Source organism: Colwellia sp. 6_MG-2023, from assembly GCF_030547765.1.
Classification (GTDB): domain Bacteria; phylum Pseudomonadota; class Gammaproteobacteria; order Enterobacterales; family Alteromonadaceae; genus Colwellia.
This window is the reverse complement of sequence record NZ_JAUOPP010000002.1, coordinates 94,712-115,598: the sequence shown is the minus strand read 5'-3', so window position 1 is coordinate 115,598 and position 20,887 is coordinate 94,712. Positions and strand designations below refer to the sequence as shown.

28 protein-coding genes are annotated in these 20,887 nt (G+C 38.3%); 10 read left to right on the top strand and 18 right to left on the bottom strand.

From position 1 onward, the window contains the following. Window positions 1-70: 70 nt before the first annotated feature. From Q4503_RS02275 to Q4503_RS02240, 8 genes are all read left to right on the top strand, one after another. A complete protein-coding gene (locus Q4503_RS02275) occupies window positions 71-1,309 on the top strand; it encodes a YcbX family protein (protein WP_303601274.1) in 1,239 nt (412 codons plus the stop codon). A gap of 192 nt (window positions 1,310-1,501) precedes the next feature. Next, window positions 1,502-2,095 (top strand): aminodeoxychorismate/anthranilate synthase component II, encoded by a 594-nt coding sequence (locus Q4503_RS02270; RefSeq protein WP_215973165.1) that lies wholly within the window; start codon window positions 1,502-1,504, stop codon window positions 2,093-2,095. 132 nt (window positions 2,096-2,227) lie between these two features. Next, window positions 2,228-3,373, top strand: a complete 1,146-nt coding sequence (locus Q4503_RS02265; RefSeq protein ID WP_215973164.1) for an HDOD domain-containing protein — start codon at window positions 2,228-2,230, stop codon at window positions 3,371-3,373. Between the two features lie 334 nt (window positions 3,374-3,707). Beyond that, on the top strand, window positions 3,708-4,922 hold the full coding sequence (locus Q4503_RS02260) for an aspartate aminotransferase family protein (RefSeq protein ID WP_303601273.1): 1,215 nt from the start codon (window positions 3,708-3,710) through the stop codon (window positions 4,920-4,922). Window positions 4,923-4,998: 76 nt separating this feature from the next. Beyond that, window positions 4,999-6,024, top strand: coding sequence for an arginine N-succinyltransferase (astA, locus tag Q4503_RS02255; RefSeq protein WP_215973162.1), 1,026 nt, complete (start codon window positions 4,999-5,001; stop codon window positions 6,022-6,024). A gap of 26 nt (window positions 6,025-6,050) precedes the next feature. Next, window positions 6,051-7,520, top strand: coding sequence for a succinylglutamate-semialdehyde dehydrogenase (astD, locus tag Q4503_RS02250; RefSeq protein ID WP_303601272.1), 1,470 nt, complete (start codon window positions 6,051-6,053; stop codon window positions 7,518-7,520). 212 nt (window positions 7,521-7,732) lie between these two features. Next, a complete protein-coding gene (locus tag Q4503_RS02245; protein WP_303601271.1) occupies window positions 7,733-8,530 on the top strand; it encodes a DUF1338 domain-containing protein in 798 nt (265 codons plus the stop codon). A 173-nt stretch (window positions 8,531-8,703) separates the two neighbouring features. Continuing rightward, the gene (locus Q4503_RS02240) at window positions 8,704-9,054 is read left to right on the top strand and encodes a DUF3802 family protein (RefSeq protein ID WP_215973159.1); all 351 of its coding nucleotides are present in this window, start codon (window positions 8,704-8,706) and stop codon (window positions 9,052-9,054) included. A gap of 108 nt (window positions 9,055-9,162) precedes the next feature. On the opposite strand, the gene Q4503_RS02235 is transcribed toward Q4503_RS02240, so the two are convergent. The 18 genes from Q4503_RS02235 to rplN all read right to left on the bottom strand — a co-directional run bounded on the left by Q4503_RS02235 (window position 9,163) and on the right by rplN (window position 18,819). Continuing rightward, window positions 9,163-10,062: a phosphoribulokinase gene (locus Q4503_RS02235; protein ID WP_215973158.1), complete on the bottom strand. Its 900-nt coding sequence runs from the start codon at window positions 10,060-10,062 to the stop codon at window positions 9,163-9,165. A gap of 171 nt (window positions 10,063-10,233) precedes the next feature. Further along, the gene (gene rplQ / locus Q4503_RS02230) at window positions 10,234-10,638 is read right to left on the bottom strand and encodes a 50S ribosomal protein L17 (protein ID WP_159817725.1); all 405 of its coding nucleotides are present in this window, start codon (window positions 10,636-10,638) and stop codon (window positions 10,234-10,236) included. Between the two features lie 44 nt (window positions 10,639-10,682). Next, entirely contained in the window at window positions 10,683-11,672 is a 990-nt protein-coding gene (rpoA, locus tag Q4503_RS02225) for a DNA-directed RNA polymerase subunit alpha (RefSeq protein WP_159817723.1), read from the bottom strand. Between the two features lie 28 nt (window positions 11,673-11,700). Beyond that, window positions 11,701-12,321, bottom strand: a complete 621-nt coding sequence (gene rpsD / locus Q4503_RS02220; RefSeq protein WP_159817721.1) for a 30S ribosomal protein S4 — start codon at window positions 12,319-12,321, stop codon at window positions 11,701-11,703. Window positions 12,322-12,351: 30 nt separating this feature from the next. Then, entirely contained in the window at window positions 12,352-12,741 is a 390-nt protein-coding gene (gene rpsK / locus Q4503_RS02215; protein ID WP_159817719.1) for a 30S ribosomal protein S11, read from the bottom strand. A 13-nt stretch (window positions 12,742-12,754) separates the two neighbouring features. After that, window positions 12,755-13,111, bottom strand: coding sequence for a 30S ribosomal protein S13 (gene rpsM, locus Q4503_RS02210; RefSeq protein WP_159817717.1), 357 nt, complete (start codon window positions 13,109-13,111; stop codon window positions 12,755-12,757). 193 nt (window positions 13,112-13,304) lie between these two features. Beyond that, window positions 13,305-13,418 carry a 50S ribosomal protein L36 gene (rpmJ, locus tag Q4503_RS02205; protein ID WP_130603190.1) on the bottom strand — a complete coding sequence of 38 codons (114 nt, stop codon included), beginning with the start codon at window positions 13,416-13,418 and terminating at the stop codon, window positions 13,305-13,307. Window positions 13,419-13,448: 30 nt separating this feature from the next. Continuing rightward, complete coding sequence (gene secY / locus Q4503_RS02200) at window positions 13,449-14,789, bottom strand: preprotein translocase subunit SecY (protein WP_215973157.1); 1,341 nt, start codon at window positions 14,787-14,789, stop codon at window positions 13,449-13,451. Window positions 14,790-14,797: 8 nt separating this feature from the next. Further along, window positions 14,798-15,232, bottom strand: coding sequence for a 50S ribosomal protein L15 (rplO, locus tag Q4503_RS02195; protein WP_215973156.1), 435 nt, complete (start codon window positions 15,230-15,232; stop codon window positions 14,798-14,800). Window positions 15,233-15,234: 2 nt separating this feature from the next. Next, window positions 15,235-15,414, bottom strand: a complete 180-nt coding sequence (gene rpmD, locus Q4503_RS02190; protein ID WP_215973155.1) for a 50S ribosomal protein L30 — start codon at window positions 15,412-15,414, stop codon at window positions 15,235-15,237. Window positions 15,415-15,420: 6 nt separating this feature from the next. After that, a complete protein-coding gene (rpsE, locus tag Q4503_RS02185) occupies window positions 15,421-15,930 on the bottom strand; it encodes a 30S ribosomal protein S5 (protein ID WP_215973154.1) in 510 nt (169 codons plus the stop codon). 9 nt (window positions 15,931-15,939) lie between these two features. Then, a complete protein-coding gene (gene rplR, locus Q4503_RS02180; protein WP_215973153.1) occupies window positions 15,940-16,293 on the bottom strand; it encodes a 50S ribosomal protein L18 in 354 nt (117 codons plus the stop codon). Between the two features lie 9 nt (window positions 16,294-16,302). Next, window positions 16,303-16,836 (bottom strand): 50S ribosomal protein L6, encoded by a 534-nt coding sequence (gene rplF, locus Q4503_RS02175; protein WP_215973152.1) that lies wholly within the window; start codon window positions 16,834-16,836, stop codon window positions 16,303-16,305. Window positions 16,837-16,846: 10 nt separating this feature from the next. Next, window positions 16,847-17,242: a 30S ribosomal protein S8 gene (gene rpsH / locus Q4503_RS02170; RefSeq protein WP_215973151.1), complete on the bottom strand. Its 396-nt coding sequence runs from the start codon at window positions 17,240-17,242 to the stop codon at window positions 16,847-16,849. A 13-nt stretch (window positions 17,243-17,255) separates the two neighbouring features. Next, a complete protein-coding gene (rpsN, locus tag Q4503_RS02165; protein ID WP_215973150.1) occupies window positions 17,256-17,561 on the bottom strand; it encodes a 30S ribosomal protein S14 in 306 nt (101 codons plus the stop codon). Window positions 17,562-17,565: 4 nt separating this feature from the next. Beyond that, window positions 17,566-18,111, bottom strand: coding sequence for a 50S ribosomal protein L5 (gene rplE / locus Q4503_RS02160; protein ID WP_215973149.1), 546 nt, complete (start codon window positions 18,109-18,111; stop codon window positions 17,566-17,568). A 12-nt stretch (window positions 18,112-18,123) separates the two neighbouring features. After that, entirely contained in the window at window positions 18,124-18,438 is a 315-nt protein-coding gene (gene rplX, locus Q4503_RS02155) for a 50S ribosomal protein L24 (protein WP_159817697.1), read from the bottom strand. A gap of 12 nt (window positions 18,439-18,450) precedes the next feature. Beyond that, the gene (gene rplN, locus Q4503_RS02150; protein ID WP_159817695.1) at window positions 18,451-18,819 is read right to left on the bottom strand and encodes a 50S ribosomal protein L14; all 369 of its coding nucleotides are present in this window, start codon (window positions 18,817-18,819) and stop codon (window positions 18,451-18,453) included. 641 nt (window positions 18,820-19,460) lie between these two features. On the opposite strand from rplN, the gene dksA reads away from it, so the two are divergent. Both dksA and gluQRS read left to right on the top strand, forming a co-directional pair. Next, window positions 19,461-19,907 (top strand): RNA polymerase-binding protein DksA, encoded by a 447-nt coding sequence (gene dksA / locus Q4503_RS02145; protein ID WP_159817693.1) that lies wholly within the window; start codon window positions 19,461-19,463, stop codon window positions 19,905-19,907. Window positions 19,908-19,917: 10 nt separating this feature from the next. Further along, window positions 19,918-20,880 (top strand): tRNA glutamyl-Q(34) synthetase GluQRS, encoded by a 963-nt coding sequence (gluQRS, locus tag Q4503_RS02140; protein WP_303601270.1) that lies wholly within the window; start codon window positions 19,918-19,920, stop codon window positions 20,878-20,880. The last annotated feature ends 7 nt before the right edge of the window (window positions 20,881-20,887 follow it).

The window sequence follows — 20,887 nt, the reverse complement described above, 5'->3', positions numbered from 1 at the left end:
GAAAGATTATGAGGGTTAATATAACGTATCCACTTATGACAAGTAAAAAAATATCGGACAATATACAGAAATGACAAAAGTTAGCAGTATTCATATTTACCCTATTAAGTCGACAGCAGGTATAAGTTTACCTAATTCAAAGGTTGAAGAGCTTGGGTTAGCCTTTGATAGACGCTTTATTGTTTGCGATCCTTCAGGACAATTTATCACAGCGAGAACAGAGCCAAAGTTATGCTTGGTACAAACAACAATGACCGAGCAAGGGGTAGCATTGTCAGCACCTAATATGGAAATGTTAACATTATCGTATCAAGAATTTACCGACCAGTATCATAATGTGATGGTTTGGGGTGATGAGGTTAATGGACAATTTTGCTCGCAAAAAGCGAATAACTGGTTTAGTGATTACTTACAACGACCTTGTGAATTACTCTACTTCGGAAAAAATTCTCATCGAGAAAGAAAACCTAATACGGATAATGCAAGAAAAATTGCATTCGCTGATGGCTACCCTATATTACTTATTTCAAAAGCATCATTAAACGATCTTAATAAACGTTTACTCGCTAATTCATCTAATAATTCACCACAAGATATTTCAATGGCACAATTTCGACCAAATATTGTCGTCGATGACTGCCTTCCTTTTGCTGAAGATAGTTGGCAACATATTCGTATTGGTGAAGTAGAGTTCAAAGTAAGTAAGCCATGTGAACGCTGTATATTTACTACAGTTAATCCAAGCAATGGCGAGAAACACCCACAGCAACAACCACTAAAAATGTTAAAATCATTTCGGCAAGATCATAATGGTGAAGTGTTATTTGGTCAAAATTTAATAGCTCTGAATAAAGGGACCATAAGCCAAGGTGATACCTTAACCGTTTTAAATACACAAAAACCGCCAACATTCATTAGCCCTCAAGCTACACAGGAGGTAGATAATTTGCCGATAGATGATTTACCAAAGGCTAATGCCATTAACGATATTGTTGTTCCCTCTGTAAATAAAAAATTGACCATCGCTTTTGAAAAATGGAATAAAAGCATCAAAGTATCGGCTTTAGACCAAGAAACCAACGAGCAAGCAAAAACACTACTAGAACATGGTGAAGATGCTGGACTAATTTTACCTTACTCATGCCGTGCAGGTATGTGTGGCCGTTGTCGAGCAAAACTTATCAGCGGAGAAGTAAGACCAACATCAATGGATGATAACGGCGGCTTAACGGCTTTAGAACAGCAAGAAGGCTATATATTATGCTGTATATCAGTTGCCATGAGTGATGTTGTTATTGATCATACCTAACCTTCGATAGATGATATTGACACTCTAGCTTCGCTAGTTTATTTAAAAGTAACAACAATAAGGTTTTTTTAATAGCATCAAAGCCTTATTCACAAACAATAGATAAAGGTAGTGCTAGGTAACTTTCTCACTTCCAACTTTAAGTTAAAAATATTAGAATAGCCGCGGTTTCCATGGTTAGGCTCATCCATTTTGTTATTAATGATAGATAATTACGACTCATTTACTTTTAATTTAGTGCATTACTTTCAAGCACTAGGGCAAGAAGTAAAAGTTTTTCGCCATGATGAAATTAGTATCGAGGAAATTACTCGTCTCAAACCTGATTATTTAGTCATCTCCCCTGGTCCCTGTGATCCAGACAATGCTGGCATATCGTTAGCGGTAGTCGAAAACTTTGCCGGTAAAATTCCTTTACTCGGTGTTTGTTTAGGCCATCAATGCATTGCCCAACACTATGGCGCTAAAATAATAAAAGCAAAGAAGTTGATGCATGGTAAAACAAGTATTATTAGTCATAATGCAGCGGGTTTATTTAAACAGCTTACCCCCTCTTTACAAGTTACACGATATCATTCACTGATAGTTGAACAAGCATCCTTACCTAGTGAACTCGTTGTGACTGCATGGAGTCTTGATGAACAAGGAAATAAAGATGAGATTATGGCATTACAGCATAAAGAACTCGCCTTATGCAGTGTTCAATTTCATCCTGAATCAGTATTAACTCAACAAGGCCAAGCCTTGTTGAGTAACTTTTTAACTATGTACGCTACACAGTATTAATTCTAGAAATTAAAGAAACTGCCTTTTATCACATTAATACTTTGATAACACAAACTAATCACCTTAGAATCAACGCTTACGTTATACTCTTTTAAAGTAAAAGAGTAACTTGTTACACATGAACTAAACGCTATGCACTTCTTTGAAAACAATGACATAATTTATTCTATATATCAGCAAGCCATTAGCTTATCTATTAGTAAGAGCTTTGCTGAGCAACGCCGGGGGAAAGTTAATCTTGTAGATTTTCAAGGGAGTGAACAAAAAAATCGCCGTAGACAACTATTATCTGTTGAAGAAACTGCACGACAAGAAAAAATGGTTGCCGATCATGGCAAAGAACATTTTCGCCAGCAAGTCATGGCGACATTTTTTGCGCAAGTAAACAAGCAAGTAAATGCAGAATTTGATAACAAAGCTTATTTATATGCCAGTGTACTTAATATTGAAGAAGAAGCCCCTATAATTTTAGAGTTACTCTCTTTGCGAGCCACTTCTATTAATAAAATTAAACCTCTAGCCACTTCATTACCCTGGCTTGCCACAGATCTCATCAGTTTAGTTAATAAACCTCAATATCGGAAACGAGCCGATGTTCAAGTCAACGATGCTAAACTTGCACTGAGTTACATAGGCTTAGATAATTTAAAACTGGTAATGCCAACATTTATACTTAAGCATTGGCTACCTAAAAGCTCAGCTCCTTTTAACTTAATGAAACGCAAACTGTGGAATGATAGTTTATCTATTGCCTTAGCTTCGAGCTTCCTTGCTGAACAAGTTGGTGCTAATGCCTATGTTGCCTTTACAACTGGCATGTTATCGAACCTGGGACAACTTGCCGTAACTCGATGCTTTTTAAGTACTTACAACCGGATGTATAAACAAGAGTTACGAGATGCTTTTGATGCCAAAGATAAACCTTTGCATGACATCCTGGTTAAAATTGAAAATCCACCCGAGCTGTTACTCGAACAATTAACTTTACGTAGTAGCCAACTTTCAGCTGAATTAATTGAATTTATGAACTTTGATCGCTTGCCAATAACAGAGCCAATGTTTGACTTAGCTTATGCTGACGCTATTGACAAAATGTGCCCAATAGCACAAATAGTGACTAAAGCTAAAGCGTATGTTTGTTACCGTAATCTCGCCAAAGATAATTTAATCAATACGAAGGAAGCGTTAGCGCTTTTTGAGTCTGCAAAACTCAATAAAGCTGAACTTATCTTGCTTAAAAAAAGTGATATTGACCATATAAAGTTAAAATTTAACTAGTTCTCTCTCTTTTTTATTAATTTATTTTTGATTATTTATTAAAAACATTAATAATCCTTTTTCAGTAAGTCAACTCCCTGTCTTATACAAAGCTATCTTTTAATCGTTTTATTTCATGCAATAAATATTCATTATATTTGAATAAAACACGGTAGGCCTTTGTTTTTAATGGCTTGCGGCATTCACTAGCAAGACAGCGTTAATTTTTCCTGTCATAATAACCTTCTGTTTTTGAAACACCGAACAATATTATTAGCACAAAAAATCAGTTTACTTATATACTAAAATGAGTGCTAAACAAACAAGTTATCCATCCAATTTTGAGGAGTTAAAAATGTCAGAACAGTTTTCTGTTAATCGCGAGTTATTTGATGATGTCATGGTGCCTAACTACGCACCTTCAGCTGTTATACCAGTACGCGGTCAAGGCTCTCGAGTATGGGATCAACAAGACAAAGAGTATGTTGATCTTGCAGGTGGTATCGCAGTAAATTGTTTAGGTCATTGTCACCCAGCACTTGTTGGCGCAATACAAGAACAAAGCGAGAAAATTTGGCATTTATCCAATGTAATGACTAATGAACCAGCATTACGTTTAGCAAAAAAGCTAGTCGATAATACCTTTGCGGAAAAAGTATACTTTGCCAATTCAGGTGCTGAGTCAAATGAAGCAGCTTTAAAATTAGCTCGTCGTTGGGCTATTGATGTTCACGGTAGCGATAAAACGCAAATTATAGCTTTTAACCAAGGTTTCCACGGACGGACTTTTTTTACCGTAACGGTAGGCGGGCAAGCAGCGTATTCTGATGGTTTTGGACCAAAACCAGGTGATATTGTACACGCTGAATATAATAATTTAGACAGCGTTAAAGCGCTTATTTCAGATAAAACTTGCGCTATTATGATTGAACCATTACAAGGCGAAGGTGGTATTGTTTCTCCAACTGATGAATTTATTAAAGGCGTTCGTCAACTATGTGATGAGCACAATGCTTTATTAATATTTGATGAAGTGCAAACTGGTGCTGGTCGTTTAGGCTCACTTTATGCCTATATGGATCTTGGCGTAACACCTGATATTTTAACCACAGCCAAAGGTTTAGGTGGCGGTTTCCCTATCGGCGCTATGTTAACAACAACTGACATTGCTAAGCATTTGAAAATAGGAACTCATGGTAGCACTTATGGTGGTAACCCATTAGCTTGTGCTGTAAGTGAAGCGGTTATTGATGTAATTAATACACCAAAAGTACTTAATGGTGTAAAAGCGAAAGCAAAAATTTTCGCTGATGGTTTACAAGCAATCAATACTAAATACAACGTATTTAAAGAAATACGTGGTAAAGGCTTATTAATTGGTGCGGTATTAAATGATGAATATCAAGGTAAAGCAAAAGACTTTTTAGTTGCTGCTATGAGTGAAGGTGTTATGACCTTAGTTGCCGGTGCTAGTATTGTCCGTTTTGCCCCTTCACTAATTATCCCTGATGAAGATATCACTGAAGGTTTAGCCCGTTTTGAAAAAGCTATCGCCAAAATAACGGCATAATCCACATTGCTATTCAATACGCTTGCTAGCTTATTTAACGCTAGCAAGCACTTCTTTTAATCATCGAGAATTACTTATGATTATCATCCGTCCTATTAAAATGACTGATTATGACGACTTACATCGTATAGCTATTGAGTCTGGCCATGGCTTTACCTCATTACCTGTTAACGAAGAGATACTTAAAAAGCGTATTAGTCACTCAGAAGAGTCTTTTAAAACTCAAGTGAACCAACCTGGTAATCAAGGCTACTTATTTGTGATGGAAGATCTTGAAACTGGGCAAGTTGTAGGTACGACAGGAATTGAAGCCGCTGTCGGCTTAGATAATGCTTTTTATCATTATCATTTAGGCAAAGTAGTCCATAGTTCACGTGAATTAAATATCCACAATACTGTTGAAACACTTGCACTTTGTAACGACTACTCTGGTGCAACTGAAATTTGTACTCTGTTCTTACAAGAAAGTCATAGAAAAAACAGTAATGGTCGATTCTTATCTCGCTGTCGATTCTTATTCATTGCCGAACATAAAGAGCGCTTTTCCGATTGTATTATTGCCGAAATGCGAGGAGTTAGTGACGAGAATGGCCAATCGCCATTTTATAGTTGGCTTGAAGAACACTTTTTATCTATTGAGTTCACCAAAGCTGATTACTTAACAGGAATAGGTAATAAAGGTTTTATCGCTGAATTAATGCCTAAATACCCTGTGTATGTCAACTTACTCAGTAAAGAAGCGCAAAAAGTTATTAACAAAGTACACGATAATACAATACCAGCCTTACGTTTACTTGAGGCAGAGGGGTTTTCTCGTCGTGGCTATATTGACATTTTTGATGCCGGTCCAACAGTTGAAGCAGAGCGAAGTCAAATAAGAGCTATTCGAGAAAGTAATAAATACCAAGTACTAATTGATGACAATTGCGGAGAAGAAAGTAACCAAAAATACATTGTTTGCAACACTCAAGTTGAAAACTTTAGAGCGACACAAGTTAATTTGACACTGCGTGAAACCGCTAACCAAGTAGTAATCACCAATAAAGTCGCTCAAGCGTTACAAGTACAGAAAGATGACTGGGTTCGTCTTTTACCTAATTAGTACCCTAATTTAAAATAGGAATAAATATGTCAAACGTTCAATTTATTAATGGTCAATGGCAACCTGGCTTAGGTCATGATGTCACCTCACTAAACCCAGCTAGAAACGAAGTTATCTGGCAAGGTAAAACTGCATCACCGGCACAAGTTGAACAAGCAATTAGTAGTGCACGTGTTGCCTTTGAAAGCTGGTCTATACTCAGCTTTGATGAGCGTGTCGCTATCATCACTAAATTTGCTGAACTGCTAACGGAAAATAAAGAACAATTAGCTAACACCATAGCACTAGAAACAGGTAAACCTCGCTGGGAAACGCTAGGTGAAGTTGGTGCTATGGTAGGTAAAATAAATATCTCACTTAATGCATATAATGAACGCACAGGGACTGTTGAAAACCCTATGCCTGGTGCTAAAGCCTTTATTCGCCATAAACCTCATGGTGTTGTTGCTGTGTTTGGTCCTTATAATTTCCCTGGCCATCTTCCAAATGGTCATATTGTTCCTGCGCTTATTGCAGGCAATACTGTGGTATTTAAACCAAGTGAATTAACACCTAAAGTTGCTGAAGAAGTAATAAAGCTATGGCAAGCAGCAGGCCTTCCTGCTGGTGTTATTAACCTTGTGCAAGGTGAAGTGGAAACAGGTAAAGCATTAGCAAGTAATAAAATGATTGATGGCTTGTTCTTTACAGGCAGCTCCACTACAGGTCATTTATTACATGAGCAATTTGGTGGTCAACCGGGCAAAATATTAGCGTTAGAGATGGGTGGAAATAACCCGTTAATTGTTAAAAATGTTAGTGATATAACCGCCGTTGTGCACGATATAATTCAGTCTGCTTTTGTTACTACAGGTCAACGTTGTACTTGTGCTCGTCGTTTATTCATTGAACAAGGCGAACAAGGCGATGCGATTATGGCTAAGCTAATTGAAGCGACTAAAGCATTAACGATTGGTTATTATGATGATAATGAGCAACCTTTCATTGGTTCTATGATTTCTGAAAAAGCTGCGTTAGGTTTAGTTGCTGCTCAACAAAAATTAGTTGATTTAGGTGCAACCTCATTACTTGAATTGAAGCATTTAGAAGCTAATACTGGTTTTATTTCTCCAGGCATCATTGATGTAACAGATATAGTTGCTGAAGTACCAGATGAAGAATACTTTGGTCCTTTACTAAAAGTATATCGCTATACCGATTTTGATGAAGCAATCAACGAAGGCAATAATACTGGTTTTGGTTTATCTGCAGGCTTATTAAGTGATAGTGAAGCATTATACAACCACTTCTTTACTCGTATCAGAGCAGGTATTGTTAATTGGAACAAGCCAATTACTGGTGCAAGCAGTGCCGCTCCTTTTGGTGGTATTGGCGCAAGTGGTAATCATAGAGCAAGTGCTTTCTACGCTGCTGATTACTGTGCATACCCCGTTGCCTCTGTTGAAGCAGAAAAAGTAAGTTTACCGGCAACGTTAAGCCCTGGTATTAAACTATAACGACGTAACTTAACTATGCAAATTAAAGATACTTATATTTTCGCTAATAAAAGAGAAGATGGGGTACGTCCCTGCTTCTTTAAAAGTATCGATCAACTATAAATTTAGGTGGTAGCGTCAGTTATCACCTGATTTTCTTATGAAAATCTTAACTGTTACGACTACCTTTTTGTTTAATTTATATCTACTACCATGATAAAAAAGGAAAAATGATGACAGCTACAGTAACTAAACTCTTTGACAATATTTGGCAACAATATATCGCGGTAACACCTTCTGCAGATAAAATTCACCAACTGTTAGGTGATGGAAAAGATGTAATCAACGATCATGTTGCTTACCGTACTTTTGATATAGAAAAAGTGAACTTAAAAAAACTTGCTAATCATTTATTAGCTATTGGTTATACAGAATGTGGTCAATACGATTTTGCAGCAAAAAAATTAACCGCTAAACATTATGAACATAGTGATAGCACTATGCCTAAAGTATTTATCAGTGAGCTACGCGTTAAAGAATTCCCAGAGGCTATACAAGCGATCATCCACTCATTAGTTGATCAATTACCAGGTGACATCAGCGAGCAAGAAAACTTTTTATATTCTGGTCGCCCATGGAAAATCAATTCAACAGACTATCAAACTTTATTAGCTGAAAGTGAGTATGCTGCTTGGTTAGCAGCATGGGGATACCGTGCTAATCACTTTACCGTTAGCATCAATCACCTCAAAGGTTATGATTGTATTATGGCTGTTAATGACACGTTAAAAGCAGCAGGATATAAATTAAACACCACTGGTGGTGAAATTAAAGGTGATCCAACAGTTATGTTAGAGCAATCATCAACATTAGCAGATAAAGCTTTAGTTAACTTTAGCGATACCACTATGGAAATCCCGAGCTGTTTCTATGAGTTTGCTAAACGCTACCCAAAAGCTGATGGCGAACTTTATACAGGCTTTGTTGCAGCCTCTGCAGATAAAATCTTTGAAAGTACTAACGCCTCTTAAGCACAGTTACTCAATTATTAGCACTAAGTTCATAATCACTTAGTGCTAACTTCCCCTAAAAGATGACTAAGCTTTAAATATAAATTAACCTTATTTTCATTAAGTTACTATTTATGTTTTAATAATAAAATTGTAGAGTTAAAGCTATCACAATAAAGGTTAATAACATTATCATGGTTACAGACAATGAAGGTTACATCCATTTAATTGAGTATTTAACAGAGCACCTAAGCTTATTTGAAAGCAGGCTTAATGAAGATAGTAATACTGAGACTATTATGGAAGTAATAGAGCTTGAATTAAGCGAACAAATAATAGCGGTATGTAGTCAAAACAGTGCGCTATCTTTCAATCAACGCAATGCTATTATTCGTGAAGTTGATGCTATTGTATATGATCTAGAAGAAGTTTTTTCTGGTGTGGTCAACAATCCAGTTACGGGACAACAAGCTCGATTTATTAAAGAGTTTGCAATGTTAATCAAAAATTTATTTGATACAGAAATTAATAAATTGCTCGCCTAAAAATAAAATAGATGCCAGTGTCATTTACTTAATTGAACGATCATTAATAATACAGCTTAGTGAAGATAGCATTACCTAGTATATTAAAATCTAGTTACTGCAACTACATTATAGATCACTCATCCAATCGAGTTGTTTATTTGCCTGTGTTTTTCTTTCCATTAAATCTCGAATTAATGGCGTTAAGATTAACTCCATCGCTAATCCCATTTTCCCCCCAGGTACTACTAATGTGCTCACTCTTGACATAAAAGATCCATCAATCATGCGTAAATAATATTGGAAGTCGACATTTTTCATTTCTCGAAAACGTATAACAACAAAGCTTTCATCTAAGCTTGGAATGCCCTTGGCACTAAATGGATTTGACGTATCAACCGTAGGAACCCGCTGAAAGTTAATATGTGTACGGGAAAATTGGGGGGTAATAAAGGATATATAATCTTCCATACTCCGCACTATACTTGCTGTAACAGCTTCTCGAGTATGCCCTCGCTTTTTCGTATCACGCACAATTTTTTGGATCCATTCCAGATTGACAATAGGTACCATGCCAATAAGTAAATCGACATGTTTTGCAACATCGTTCTCAGGAGTCACTACACCGCCATGAAGCCCTTCATAAAAGAGTAAATCTGTTCCCTCACCTATCTCTTCCCATGGAGTAAAAGTACCAGGCATTTGATTGTAAGGCACCGCCTCGTCGAATGTATGAAGATAGCGACGTGTCATTCCACGTCCAGTTTCACCATAATTACTAAATAACTTTTCTAATGCACCAAAATCATTAGCCAAATCACCAAAGTAACTGATATTAGAATGCGTTTCTTTCGCTTTACGCTTTTCTAGATCCATTTCAGGACGCGAAAAACGATGAAAGCTATCGCCTTCAACATTAACAGAGTTGATCCCTAAGGTTCTAAACATATGCTCAAAAGCAGCGGTAGTTGTGGAAGTTCCCGCGCCAGATGAGCCAGTTACAGCAATAATTGGATTTCGTGATGACATTTATACTGACTCACATATTAGTACTAAATGATGCTATTAATCATTTCAATTAGTATAAGCTAAAAAGTAGGGTATTTTATACGGGGAAAAATAGCGAACGTCAAGAAACAAAAAACCGAGCCAAGGCTCGGTTTTTTAATTCTTATAAAAGAATGAAACTTAAACTAATGCTTAAGCTTCTGCTGATTCTTCAACTTCTTCAACAGCGTCTTCAACTGCTGGGCGGTCTACTAATTCAACATAAGCCATAGGAGCTTTATCACCAGTACGGAAACCACATTTTAAAATGCGAGTGTAACCACCTGGACGTTCTTGGTAACGAGCACCAAGTTCGTTAAATAAAATACCTACTACTTCTTTGTCTTGTGTACGAGCAAATGCTAAACGACGATTTGCAACACTGTCGGTTTTAGCCAATGTAATCAAAGGCTCTACAACGCGACGTAGTTCTTTAGCTTTAGCTACAGTCGTTTTGATAACGCCGTGCTTAACTAGAGAGCTTGCCATATTGCGGAACATCGCTTGGCGATGACTGCTATTACGGTTTAACTGGCGACCACTTTGACGATGACGCATGTGTTAATCCTTCTTAAAAAACTATTAAAAAAACGATGATCGAACTAGTCGTTGTCAACAATGCTTTCTGGCGGCCAGTTTTCTAGGCGCATACCTAGAGACAAACCACGAGATGCTAACACGTCTTTAATTTCAGTTAATGACTTCTTACCTAAATTAGGCGTTTTAAGAAGCTCAACTTCAGCACGTTGTACTAAATCACCAATATATTGAATTGCTTCTGCTTTTAAACAGTTAGCTGAACGAACAGTTAATTCTAAATCATCAACAGGACGAAGCAAAATTGGGTCAAACAATGGTTTTTCTTCCACTTGTTCAACTTCTTTAATATCGCGAAGTTCAACAAACGCATCAAGCTGTTCAGCAAGAATAGTTGAAGCACGACGGATAGCTTCTTCCGGATCCAATGTACCATTGGTTTCCATATCTAAAACTAATTTGTCTAAATCTGTACGTTGTTCAACACGTGCAGAATCAACATCATAAGCAATTCTAACTACAGGACTGAATGAGGCATCAACCAACAAACGACCAATAGCTCGATCTTCTTCCTCGGCATCACGGCGCGCTGAAGCAGGTACGTAACCACGACCCATTTCAATTTTGATGCGCATGCTGATAGAACCTTCACCTGTTAAATTACAGATAACATGGTCTTGATTTACAATAGTAACATCGCCATCATGTTGTATATCAGCTGCCGTTACAGGGCCTTCACCAGACTTAGTTAAAGTCAGAACGGCTTCATTTTTGCCTTCTAATAAAACAGCAAGCCCTTTAAGGTTTAACAATATTTCGATGATGTCCTCTTGAACACCTTCTTTACTACTGTACTCATGTAATACACCATCAATTTCTACTTCAGTTACAGCACAACCTGGCATTGAAGATAATAGAATGCGGCGTAACGCATTACCTAAAGTGTGACCAAAACCACGTTCTAATGGCTCTAAAGTTACCTTAGCACGACGAGGGCTAATATTTTCAATACCAACCATGCGTGGTCTAAGGAATTCGGTTACAGAACCCTGCATATATGTCCTCTCTTAAAGTGTAACTTTACTACTTAGAGTAAAGTTCAACAATCAACTGTTCATTAATTTCAGCAGATAAGTCAGCTCTATCAGGAACACGTTTGAACGTACCTTCAAGTTTTTTGTTATCAACTTCAACCCAAAGTGGTTTTTCACGTTGGTCGGCTAAATCTAAAGCGGCAATAATACGCGCTTGAGTTTTAGATTTCTCACGAACAGAAACCACATCTTCAGCTTTAACAGTGAAAGATGGAATATTTACTACTACGCCGTTTACCACGATAGCCTTATGGCTAACTAATTGACGAGCTTCAGCACGAGTGCTTGCATAGCCCATACGGTAAACTACGTTATCTAAGCGTGTTTCTAAAAGTTGTAACAAGTTTTCACCTGTATTACCTTTTAAACGTGCTGCTTCTTTGTAGTAATTACTGAATTGTTTTTCAAGTACGCCAAAAATACGACGAACCTTTTGTTTTTCACGAAGTTGAACACCGTAGTCTGACAAACGACCGCGACGGGCGCCATGTTGACCTGGTATTGTTTCGATTTTACATTTAGTGTCAATTGCTCTAACACCGCTTTTAAGGAACAAATCTGTACCTTCGCGGCGACTAAGTTTTAACTTAGGACCTAAATATCTAGCCATTTTCTTTCTCCAACTATCCTAAAAAAACGATTAAACGCGACGTTTCTTAGGAGGACGACAACCATTATGAGGAATAGGTGTAACGTCAGTAATGTTGGTGATTTTAAAACCAGCAGCATTTAAGGCACGGATAGCAGATTCACGACCTGGACCTGGACCTTTAACGAACACTTCAATATTCTTCAAGCCAAACTCTTTTGCAGTAGCGCCTGCGCGATCTGCAGCTACTTGCGCAGCAAAAGGGGTAGATTTACGTGAACCACGGAAACCTGAACCACCTGCAGTCGCCCAAGATAAAGCATTACCTTGACGATCTGTAAGAGTCACGATTGTGTTGTTGAAAGAAGCATGAATATGAGCCATGCCATCAGCAACTTGTTTTTTTACGCGTTTACGCGTACGTACGGGTGTTTTAGCCATTGTCTAGTCCCTCTTACTTCTTAATTGGCTTACGAGGACCTTTACGGGTACGCGCATTTGTTTTAGTGCGTTGACCACGTAGAGGAAGACTGCGACGGTGGCGAATGCCACGGAAACAACCTAAATCCATAAGACGTTTAATGTTCATTGAAACTTCACGGCGTAAATCACCTTCTACGGTAAATTTATCCACTTCAGCGCGTAGCAAATCAATTTTTGCTTCGTCTAATTCACTGATCTTCGTTGATTCTTCGATACCTGCTGCCGCACAAATAGCTTTTGCACGGGTAGCGCCGATACCGTAAATCGCAGTAATGGCGATTACTGCATGCTTACGATCAGGGATGTTAATGCCAGCGATACGGGCCACTAACACATCTCCTTTAAATAATTAAAATTACATTGGTTGGAAAGCCCGTTAGGATACCCAACCATTCTCGTTTTTCGCAAATCGAAGCGGCATTATACAGAATTATCTGCACAATGCCACTGCTAAAAGATTTCACTAGTTATTATTGAGAATTAGACAAAGTAAATTTGACGAATCCTGGTCAATAAACAGACTAACCTTGTCTTTGTTTGTGCTTTGGTTCAGAACAAAGAACGCGTATAACGCCTTTACGCTTAACCACTTTACAATTACGACAAATCTTTTTTACGGATGCACGTACTTTCATTTTATACTCCGTTAACTAAAATAGCCCGGCCTAACGACCGTGACCTTTTAAGTTTGCTTTTTTAAGTACATTGTCATATTGATGAGACATCATATGTGTTTGTACTTGTGCCATAAAGTCCATAATCACAACCACGATAATCAATAATGATGTACCGCCAAAATAGAACTGAACGTCCCATGCTATGATCATAAACTGTGGAACCAAACAGACAAAGGTAATATACAACGCGCCCGCTAGGGTTAAACGAGTCATTACTTTATCTATATATTTGGACGTTTGTTCACCCGGACGAATCCCTGGTATGAACGCACCTGACTTTTTCAAGTTATCTGCTGTTTCACGTGGATTGAAAACCAATGCCGTGTAAAAGAAACAGAAAAATATAATTGCTGCTGCTAACATTAATACATACAAAGGTTGCCCTGGCGACATCGCCTGAGATACACCTTGTAAGAAATCAGCTACAGGGCCTTCACCTTGTCCAAACCAGCTCGCAAGCGTGCCAGGGAACAAAATAAGGCTAGAGGCGAAAATTGGTGGGATTACACCCGCCATATTCACTTTCAATGGTAAATGCGTGCTTTGCGCCGCAAAAACCTTACGGCCCTGCTGACGTTTAGCATAGTTAACAACAATACGTCGTTGACCACGCTCTACAAACACTACTAAGAAAGTCACTGCAAATACCACAGCGCCAATAAGCAATAATACTAATAAGTGCAATTCACCTTGACGCGCCATCTCAGCTGTTTGACCAACAGCCGATGGCATGCCAGCAACAATACCTGCAAATATAATGATTGAAATACCATTACCAATACCACGTTCAGTAATTTGCTCACCTAACCACATTAAAAACATGGTACCAGTAACCAAACTAACTACTGCAGTAAAATAGAAACTAAAACCAGCATTAATTACTAGTCCTTGCATCATATCCGGTAAACTTCTTGCAATCGCTATCGACTGTACTGTTGCTAGAACTAATGTGCCGTAGCGTGTGTATTGGCTGATTTTACGACGTCCAGCTTCACCTTCTTTCTTAAGCTCTGCAAACTTTGGACTAACCACAGTTAACAGTTGCATAATAATTGAAGCCGAGATGTACGGCATAATACCTAATGCCAATACCGAGGCTCGCTCAAGTGCACCACCAGAGAACATGTTAAACATTTCTACAATGGTGCCCTTTTGTTGTTCAAAGAACTGAGCTAATACAGCGGCGTCAATACCAGGGATTGGTACAAATGATCCTAAGCGTAGCACTACTAATGCAATGAATACGAACCATAATCTTTGTTTAAGCTCAGACAAACCGCCTGCGCCTTTGCTTCCCTTTTGAGAAGCGTCCATTCCTGGTGTAGCCATAATCTGTATTATTCCTCGATGTTACCACCGGCAGCTTCAATAGCTACACGAGCACCTTTAGTTACGCCTAAACCGCGAACAGTGATCTTACGAGTAATCTCGCCAGACAGCATAATTTTTGCTGTTTCAATGTTACGGTTGATTAGACCAGCATCTTTTAACGCGTGAATATCAACAACATCACCTTTGATAAGGTTTAATTCATGTAAACGAACTTCAGCGCGAACTAAAGATTTACGTGAAGTAAAACCAAATTTAGGTAAACGTTGTTTCAATGGCATTTGTCCACCTTCGAAACCAGGACGTACACTACCGCCAGAACGTGACTTCTGACCTTTGTGACCACGACCACCAGTTTTTCCGATACCTGAACCAATACCACGACCACAGCGCTTTTTAGTTTTATTAGATCCCGGTGCAGGGGATAAAGTATTTAAATGCATTATTAATCCTCCACCTTAATCATGTAAATAACCTTGTTAATCATACCACGTACAGATGGAGTATCTTCTAACTCAACTGTATGATTGATACGACGTAGACCAAGGCCTTTTAATGTAGCTCTATGCTTCGGTAAACGACCGATAGAACTTTTTATTTGAGTTACTTTAACTGTTTTAGCCATGTTCAATTACCCCAAAATGTCTGCAACGCTTTTGCCGCGTTTAGCTGCCATGCTTTCTGGCGAATGCATATTCGTCAAAGCAGAAACAGTAGCACGAACTACGTTGATTGGGTTAGTAGAGCCGTATGCTTTTGACAATACGTTCTGAACGCCTGCAACTTCAAGTACTGCACGCATCGCGCCACCGGCGATGATACCTGTACCTTCAGAAGCTGGTTGCATGTAAACTTTAGAGCCAGAGTGCTTGCCAATAATGACATGCTGAAGAGTAGTACCCTTCAGGTCAACGTTTACTATGTTACGGTGTGCTTTTTCCATTGCTTTTTGGATTGCAGCAGGCACTTCACGTGCTTTACCGTAGCCAAAACCAACACGACCATTACCGTCACCAACTACTGTTAGTGCAGTGAAACTGAAAATACGACCACCTTTAACCACTTTAGATACGCGGTTAACTGCGATTAGCTTTTCAGCCATATCACTTTGTTGTGAGTTTTCTTGATTATGATTAGCCATTATCAACCCCTAGAACTGAAGACCAGCTTCGCGAGCTGCTTCTGCTAATGCTTTAACGCGACCATGATAAAGGAAACCAGAGCGATCAAAAGCTATCTTAGAGATACCTTTTGCTACAGCACGTTCAGCGATTGCTTTACCTACTGCAGTTGCTGCTGCAACATTACCTGTGTTTTCAACTTGTGCACTAACTTCTTTGTCTAAAGTTGACGCAGATGCGATAACCTCAGAGCCAGTTGGCGCGATCAATTGAGCGTAAATGTGACGAGGAGTACGGAATATAACTAAACGATTCGCACCCAACTCGCTAATTTTTGCGCGTGCGCGTTTAGCGCGGCGCAAACGAGATGTTTTCTTATCCATAGTATTACCCTACTTCTTCTTAGCTTCTTTACGACGAACGTGTTCATCAGAATAACGTACACCTTTACCTTTATAAGGCTCTGGCTTACGGTATGCACGAATGTTCGCTGCGGTTTGACCAACTAAATGCTTATCACAACCTTTCAGTATGATTTCAGTTTGGCTAGGAGTTTCAACAGTAATTCCATCAGGAATTGCGTGATTGATTGGGTGTGAAAAACCTAATGATAAATCTACAGATTTACCAGCGGCTTTTGCACGGTAACCAACACCCTGTAAAACCAATTTCTTTTCAAAACCTTTACTAACACCTTCAACCATATTATTGATTAAAGCGCGAGCAGTACCGGCTTGTGCCCATGCATTTCTTTCATCACATGCGATGTTAGTAATGATTTGGTTCTCTTCTTGAGAAACCGCAACAAAACTATGAATCGTACGTGATAATTCACCTACTGGACCTTTAACTGTGATATTTTGACCTGATAACGTAACGGTAACGCCAGCAGGAACATCGACAGGTGCTTTTGCAACACGAGACATATTATTCTCCTTACTCTACGAAACCAAGAACTTCACCGCCAATACCCGCAGAGCGAGCAGCACGATCCGTCATCAAACCTTTAGAAGTCGAAATTATCGCAATACCCATTCCTGCAAGAACTTTAGGAAGTTCATTACAGTTTTTGTATACACGAAGACCAGGACGTGAAACACGTTTGATCACTTCAATTACTTCTTTACCTTCAAAATACTTCAACGTTACAGCTAATTCTGGTTTAACATCACCAGTAACTGAATAATCTGAAATATAGCCTTCTTCTTTAAGTAAGTTAGCAATTGCAACTTTAACTTTTGAAGATGGCATTTTTACTGCAACTTTTGCTGCAGATTGACCGTTGCGGATGCGTGTAAACATGTCCGCGATAGGATCAGTCATCATAACCATTTACTCCCGTGAATTACCAACTAGCTTTCTTAAGACCTGGAACTTCACCACGCATCATAGTTTCGCGTAATTTAATACGGCTTAAACCAAATTTGCGTAAGTAACCATGTGGACGTCCAGTAACATTACAACGATTACGTTGACGGCTACTTGATGAATCACGAGGTAAACTTTGAAGTTTCAATACAGCATCCCAGCGTTCTTCTTCAGAAGAATTAACACCAGAGATGATTGCTTTTAACGCAGCACGCTTTTCAGCGTATTGTGCTACTAACTTAGTTCTTTTATCTTCACGAGCTTTCATTGACGATTTAGCCATAACTCTACACCTTCTTCTTGAACGGGAAGTTGAAGGCAGACAATAATGCATGTCCTTCTTCGTTATCTTTCGCGCTAGTAGTAATAGTGATATCTAATCCGCGAATTTTATCAATTTTATCATAATTGATTTCAGGGAAGATGATTTGCTCACGAACGCCCATGCTGTAATTACCACGACCATCAAATGACTTAGGGTTTAAGCCACGGAAGTCACGGATACGAGGAATAGAAATAGAGATTAAACGCTCTAAAAATTCCCACATACGCTCGCCGCGTAGAGTTACTTTTGTGCCTATAGGATAGCCTTCACGAATTTTGAAGCCCGCAACTGATTTGCGTGCTACTGTCGTGACCGGCTTTTGACCTGAGATTGCAGTAAGATCATTCGTGGCGTGTTCTAGCACTTTCTTATCAGAAATTGCCTCACCAACACCCATGTTAAGGGTGATCTTTTCAATCCGAGGGACTTGCATGACACTTTTATAACCGAACTTCGCTTGAAGGTCAGCTACAACTGTATCTTTATAAAAATCATGCAGTTTCGCCATCGTTTACTCCAATTAAATTAATTCGTTATCAGATTTAAAGAAACGTACTTTTTTGCCGTCTTCAAATCTAAAACCAACGCGGTCAGCCTTGCCCGATTTAGGGTTAAGGATAGCTACGTTAGATACTTGTAAAGGTGCTTCTTTTTCAATAATCCCACCAGGCTGCTGTAACTGAGGTACAGGCTTAGTGTGTTTTTTGATTAAGTTTACGCCTTCTACGAATACTTTGCCGCTTTCAACAAGAACTTTAGTAACTTTACCAGTTTTGCCCTTGTCTTTACCTGCAAGTATAACTACTTCATCATCACGACGAATCTTAGATGCCATTATCGTGACTCCTTATAGTACTTCTGGTGCTAATGATACGATCTTCATAAATTTTTCATTACGAAGTTCACGTGTCACTGGCCCAAAAATACGAGTACCAATTGGTTGTAAGCTTGCATTAAGCATTACAGCCGCGTTTTCATCGAAACGGATAGCAGAACCATCTGTACGACGAACACCTTTCTTAGTGCGCACCACTACCGCAGTGTGAACATCACCTTTTTTTACTTTACCGCGAGGACTTGCTTCCTTTACGGCAACTTTGATGATATCACCAATGCGTGCATAGCGACGGTGCGAGCCACCAAGAACCTTTATACATTGAACACGCTTAGCGCCACTGTTATCAGCAACATTAAGCTGTGATTGCATTTGGATCATTGATTTTTGCTCCGCTGTTATCTTTTAACCCACTTACTTCCCAATATATAGAAAAATAAATATAAATCATTAAGATAAATTAAAATTCAAGGCCAGAAATTTGACCCGTCACTGCCTAAAAAGACTTCCCAAACACATTAAAGCACTGACAGAAGTCAAACACTCAAAGTTAATGGGCGCGAGATTATACCACCGCTAATTACAAAGTGATAGTTTAATTAACTAAAAAATGAACAATATTATTATAGTTTATTTATTTGCCCTGAATTTATAGGTTATTAAATAAAAAATTATGTTTATTAAGCTGTAATAGTTATTGACGAACACCTGTAAAACTTGCTAATAATGCTTGCGCAAAAAAGAAGTACTATATATAACACATTAAGTTCGACGCTTTTCATTAAGTTAAATTCAAACTTTTTTGATAAACAACATATTGATAAATAAGGTTAATAATTTTATTTTTGCTTTTATTAATCGAAAACATTGATTTTCATCATGTGTGATACAATATAGACCTGATATTTTAAGTCTATATTAAATAAGTTACATCATTGATATTGGCAATTACAACCAAGAATAAATGTTAAATGGTGTTACAGCCAAACAACCTTGGTCTTTGTAGTATTAGGAGATTCAGCATGCCAACAGGTAAAAATAAAGCATTAGGTATTTTAGCATTAGCAGGCGTAGAGCCATACCAAGAAAAAGCTAATGAAGAATATATGGGTGAGCCCCAAAAAGTACATTTTAAAAAGATTTTAGATGCGTGGCGTGTACAATTACGTGAAGAAGTAGACCGTACCGTAACTCACATGCAAGATGAAGCCGCAAACTTCCCTGATCCGGTTGATAGAGCAGCACAAGAAGAAGAGTTTAGTCTAGAATTACGTACTCGAGATCGTGAACGTAAACTCATTAAGAAAATTGAGAAAACGTTACAGTTAATAGAAGAAGATGAGTTTGGCTTCTGTAAGTCTTGTGGTATTGATATCGGTATTCGCCGTTTAGAAGCAAGACCTACTGCTGATCTTTGCATAGAATGTAAAACTCTAGCAGAAATAAAAGAACGTCAAATGGCTGGCTAAGCCATTCGTTTTGCAAGCTTTACAGAAAAACCCTCAAGATATAAAGCGACCATCGTTATTATCGCAAGATAGTTATCGTGGTCGTTTTGCTCCTTCACCTTCTGGCTTATTACACTTTGGTTCATTGATCGCCGCATTAGCAAGTTTTTTAGATGCTAAAGCATCCGTTGACTCAAACGGTAATCCAGGTAAATGGTTAGTTCGAATAGAAGACATCGATCCTCCCCGAGAAAAAGTTGGCGCTAGTACCGCGATTTTAAAAACGCTAGAAGCATTTGGCTTACATTGGGATGAAGATATTCTCTACCAAAGCCAACAAACTAACCGATATAAGCATATTTTAAATGAACTACAGCAACAACACCTAAGTTATTATTGTCAATGCACACGAAATGAAATTAAAAAGCTTGGTGGTATATATCAAGGGCATTGTCGTCCCCTAAACAATGCAAAAGAAAATAGTGCTACTCGCCTTATTAATCAATATGGTTTGTATCAATTTAAAGATATTTTTCAGGGTAATATATCTTGTGATAAAAGATTGGCTGAAGAAGACTTCATAATACACCGAAAAGATAATCTATTTGCTTACCAACTTGCAGTTGTTCACGATGATATTTACCAAAATATAAGTCATGTTATTCGAGGCTGTGATTTACTTGAGCCGACAGCGAGGCAACTAACCTTGTATGCCACACTTAATAAAAAACCGCCTCAATACGGGCATATACCACTGGCTATAACTAAGCAAGGCTTTAAACTTAGCAAGCAAAATAAAGCCACAGCTATTGATAATAATAATCCTCAACCAGCATTAATCGCTGCACTAAATTTTTTAGGACAAATTCCTGATCCGGATTTAACTCATGAACAAGTCCCTAACATTATCAATTGGGCAATTAAACACTGGAATAGAGAAAAAGTAGCTAAGGTCAAAGCAATAAACATTGACCTTAACTACAATGACGAATAATTATCAA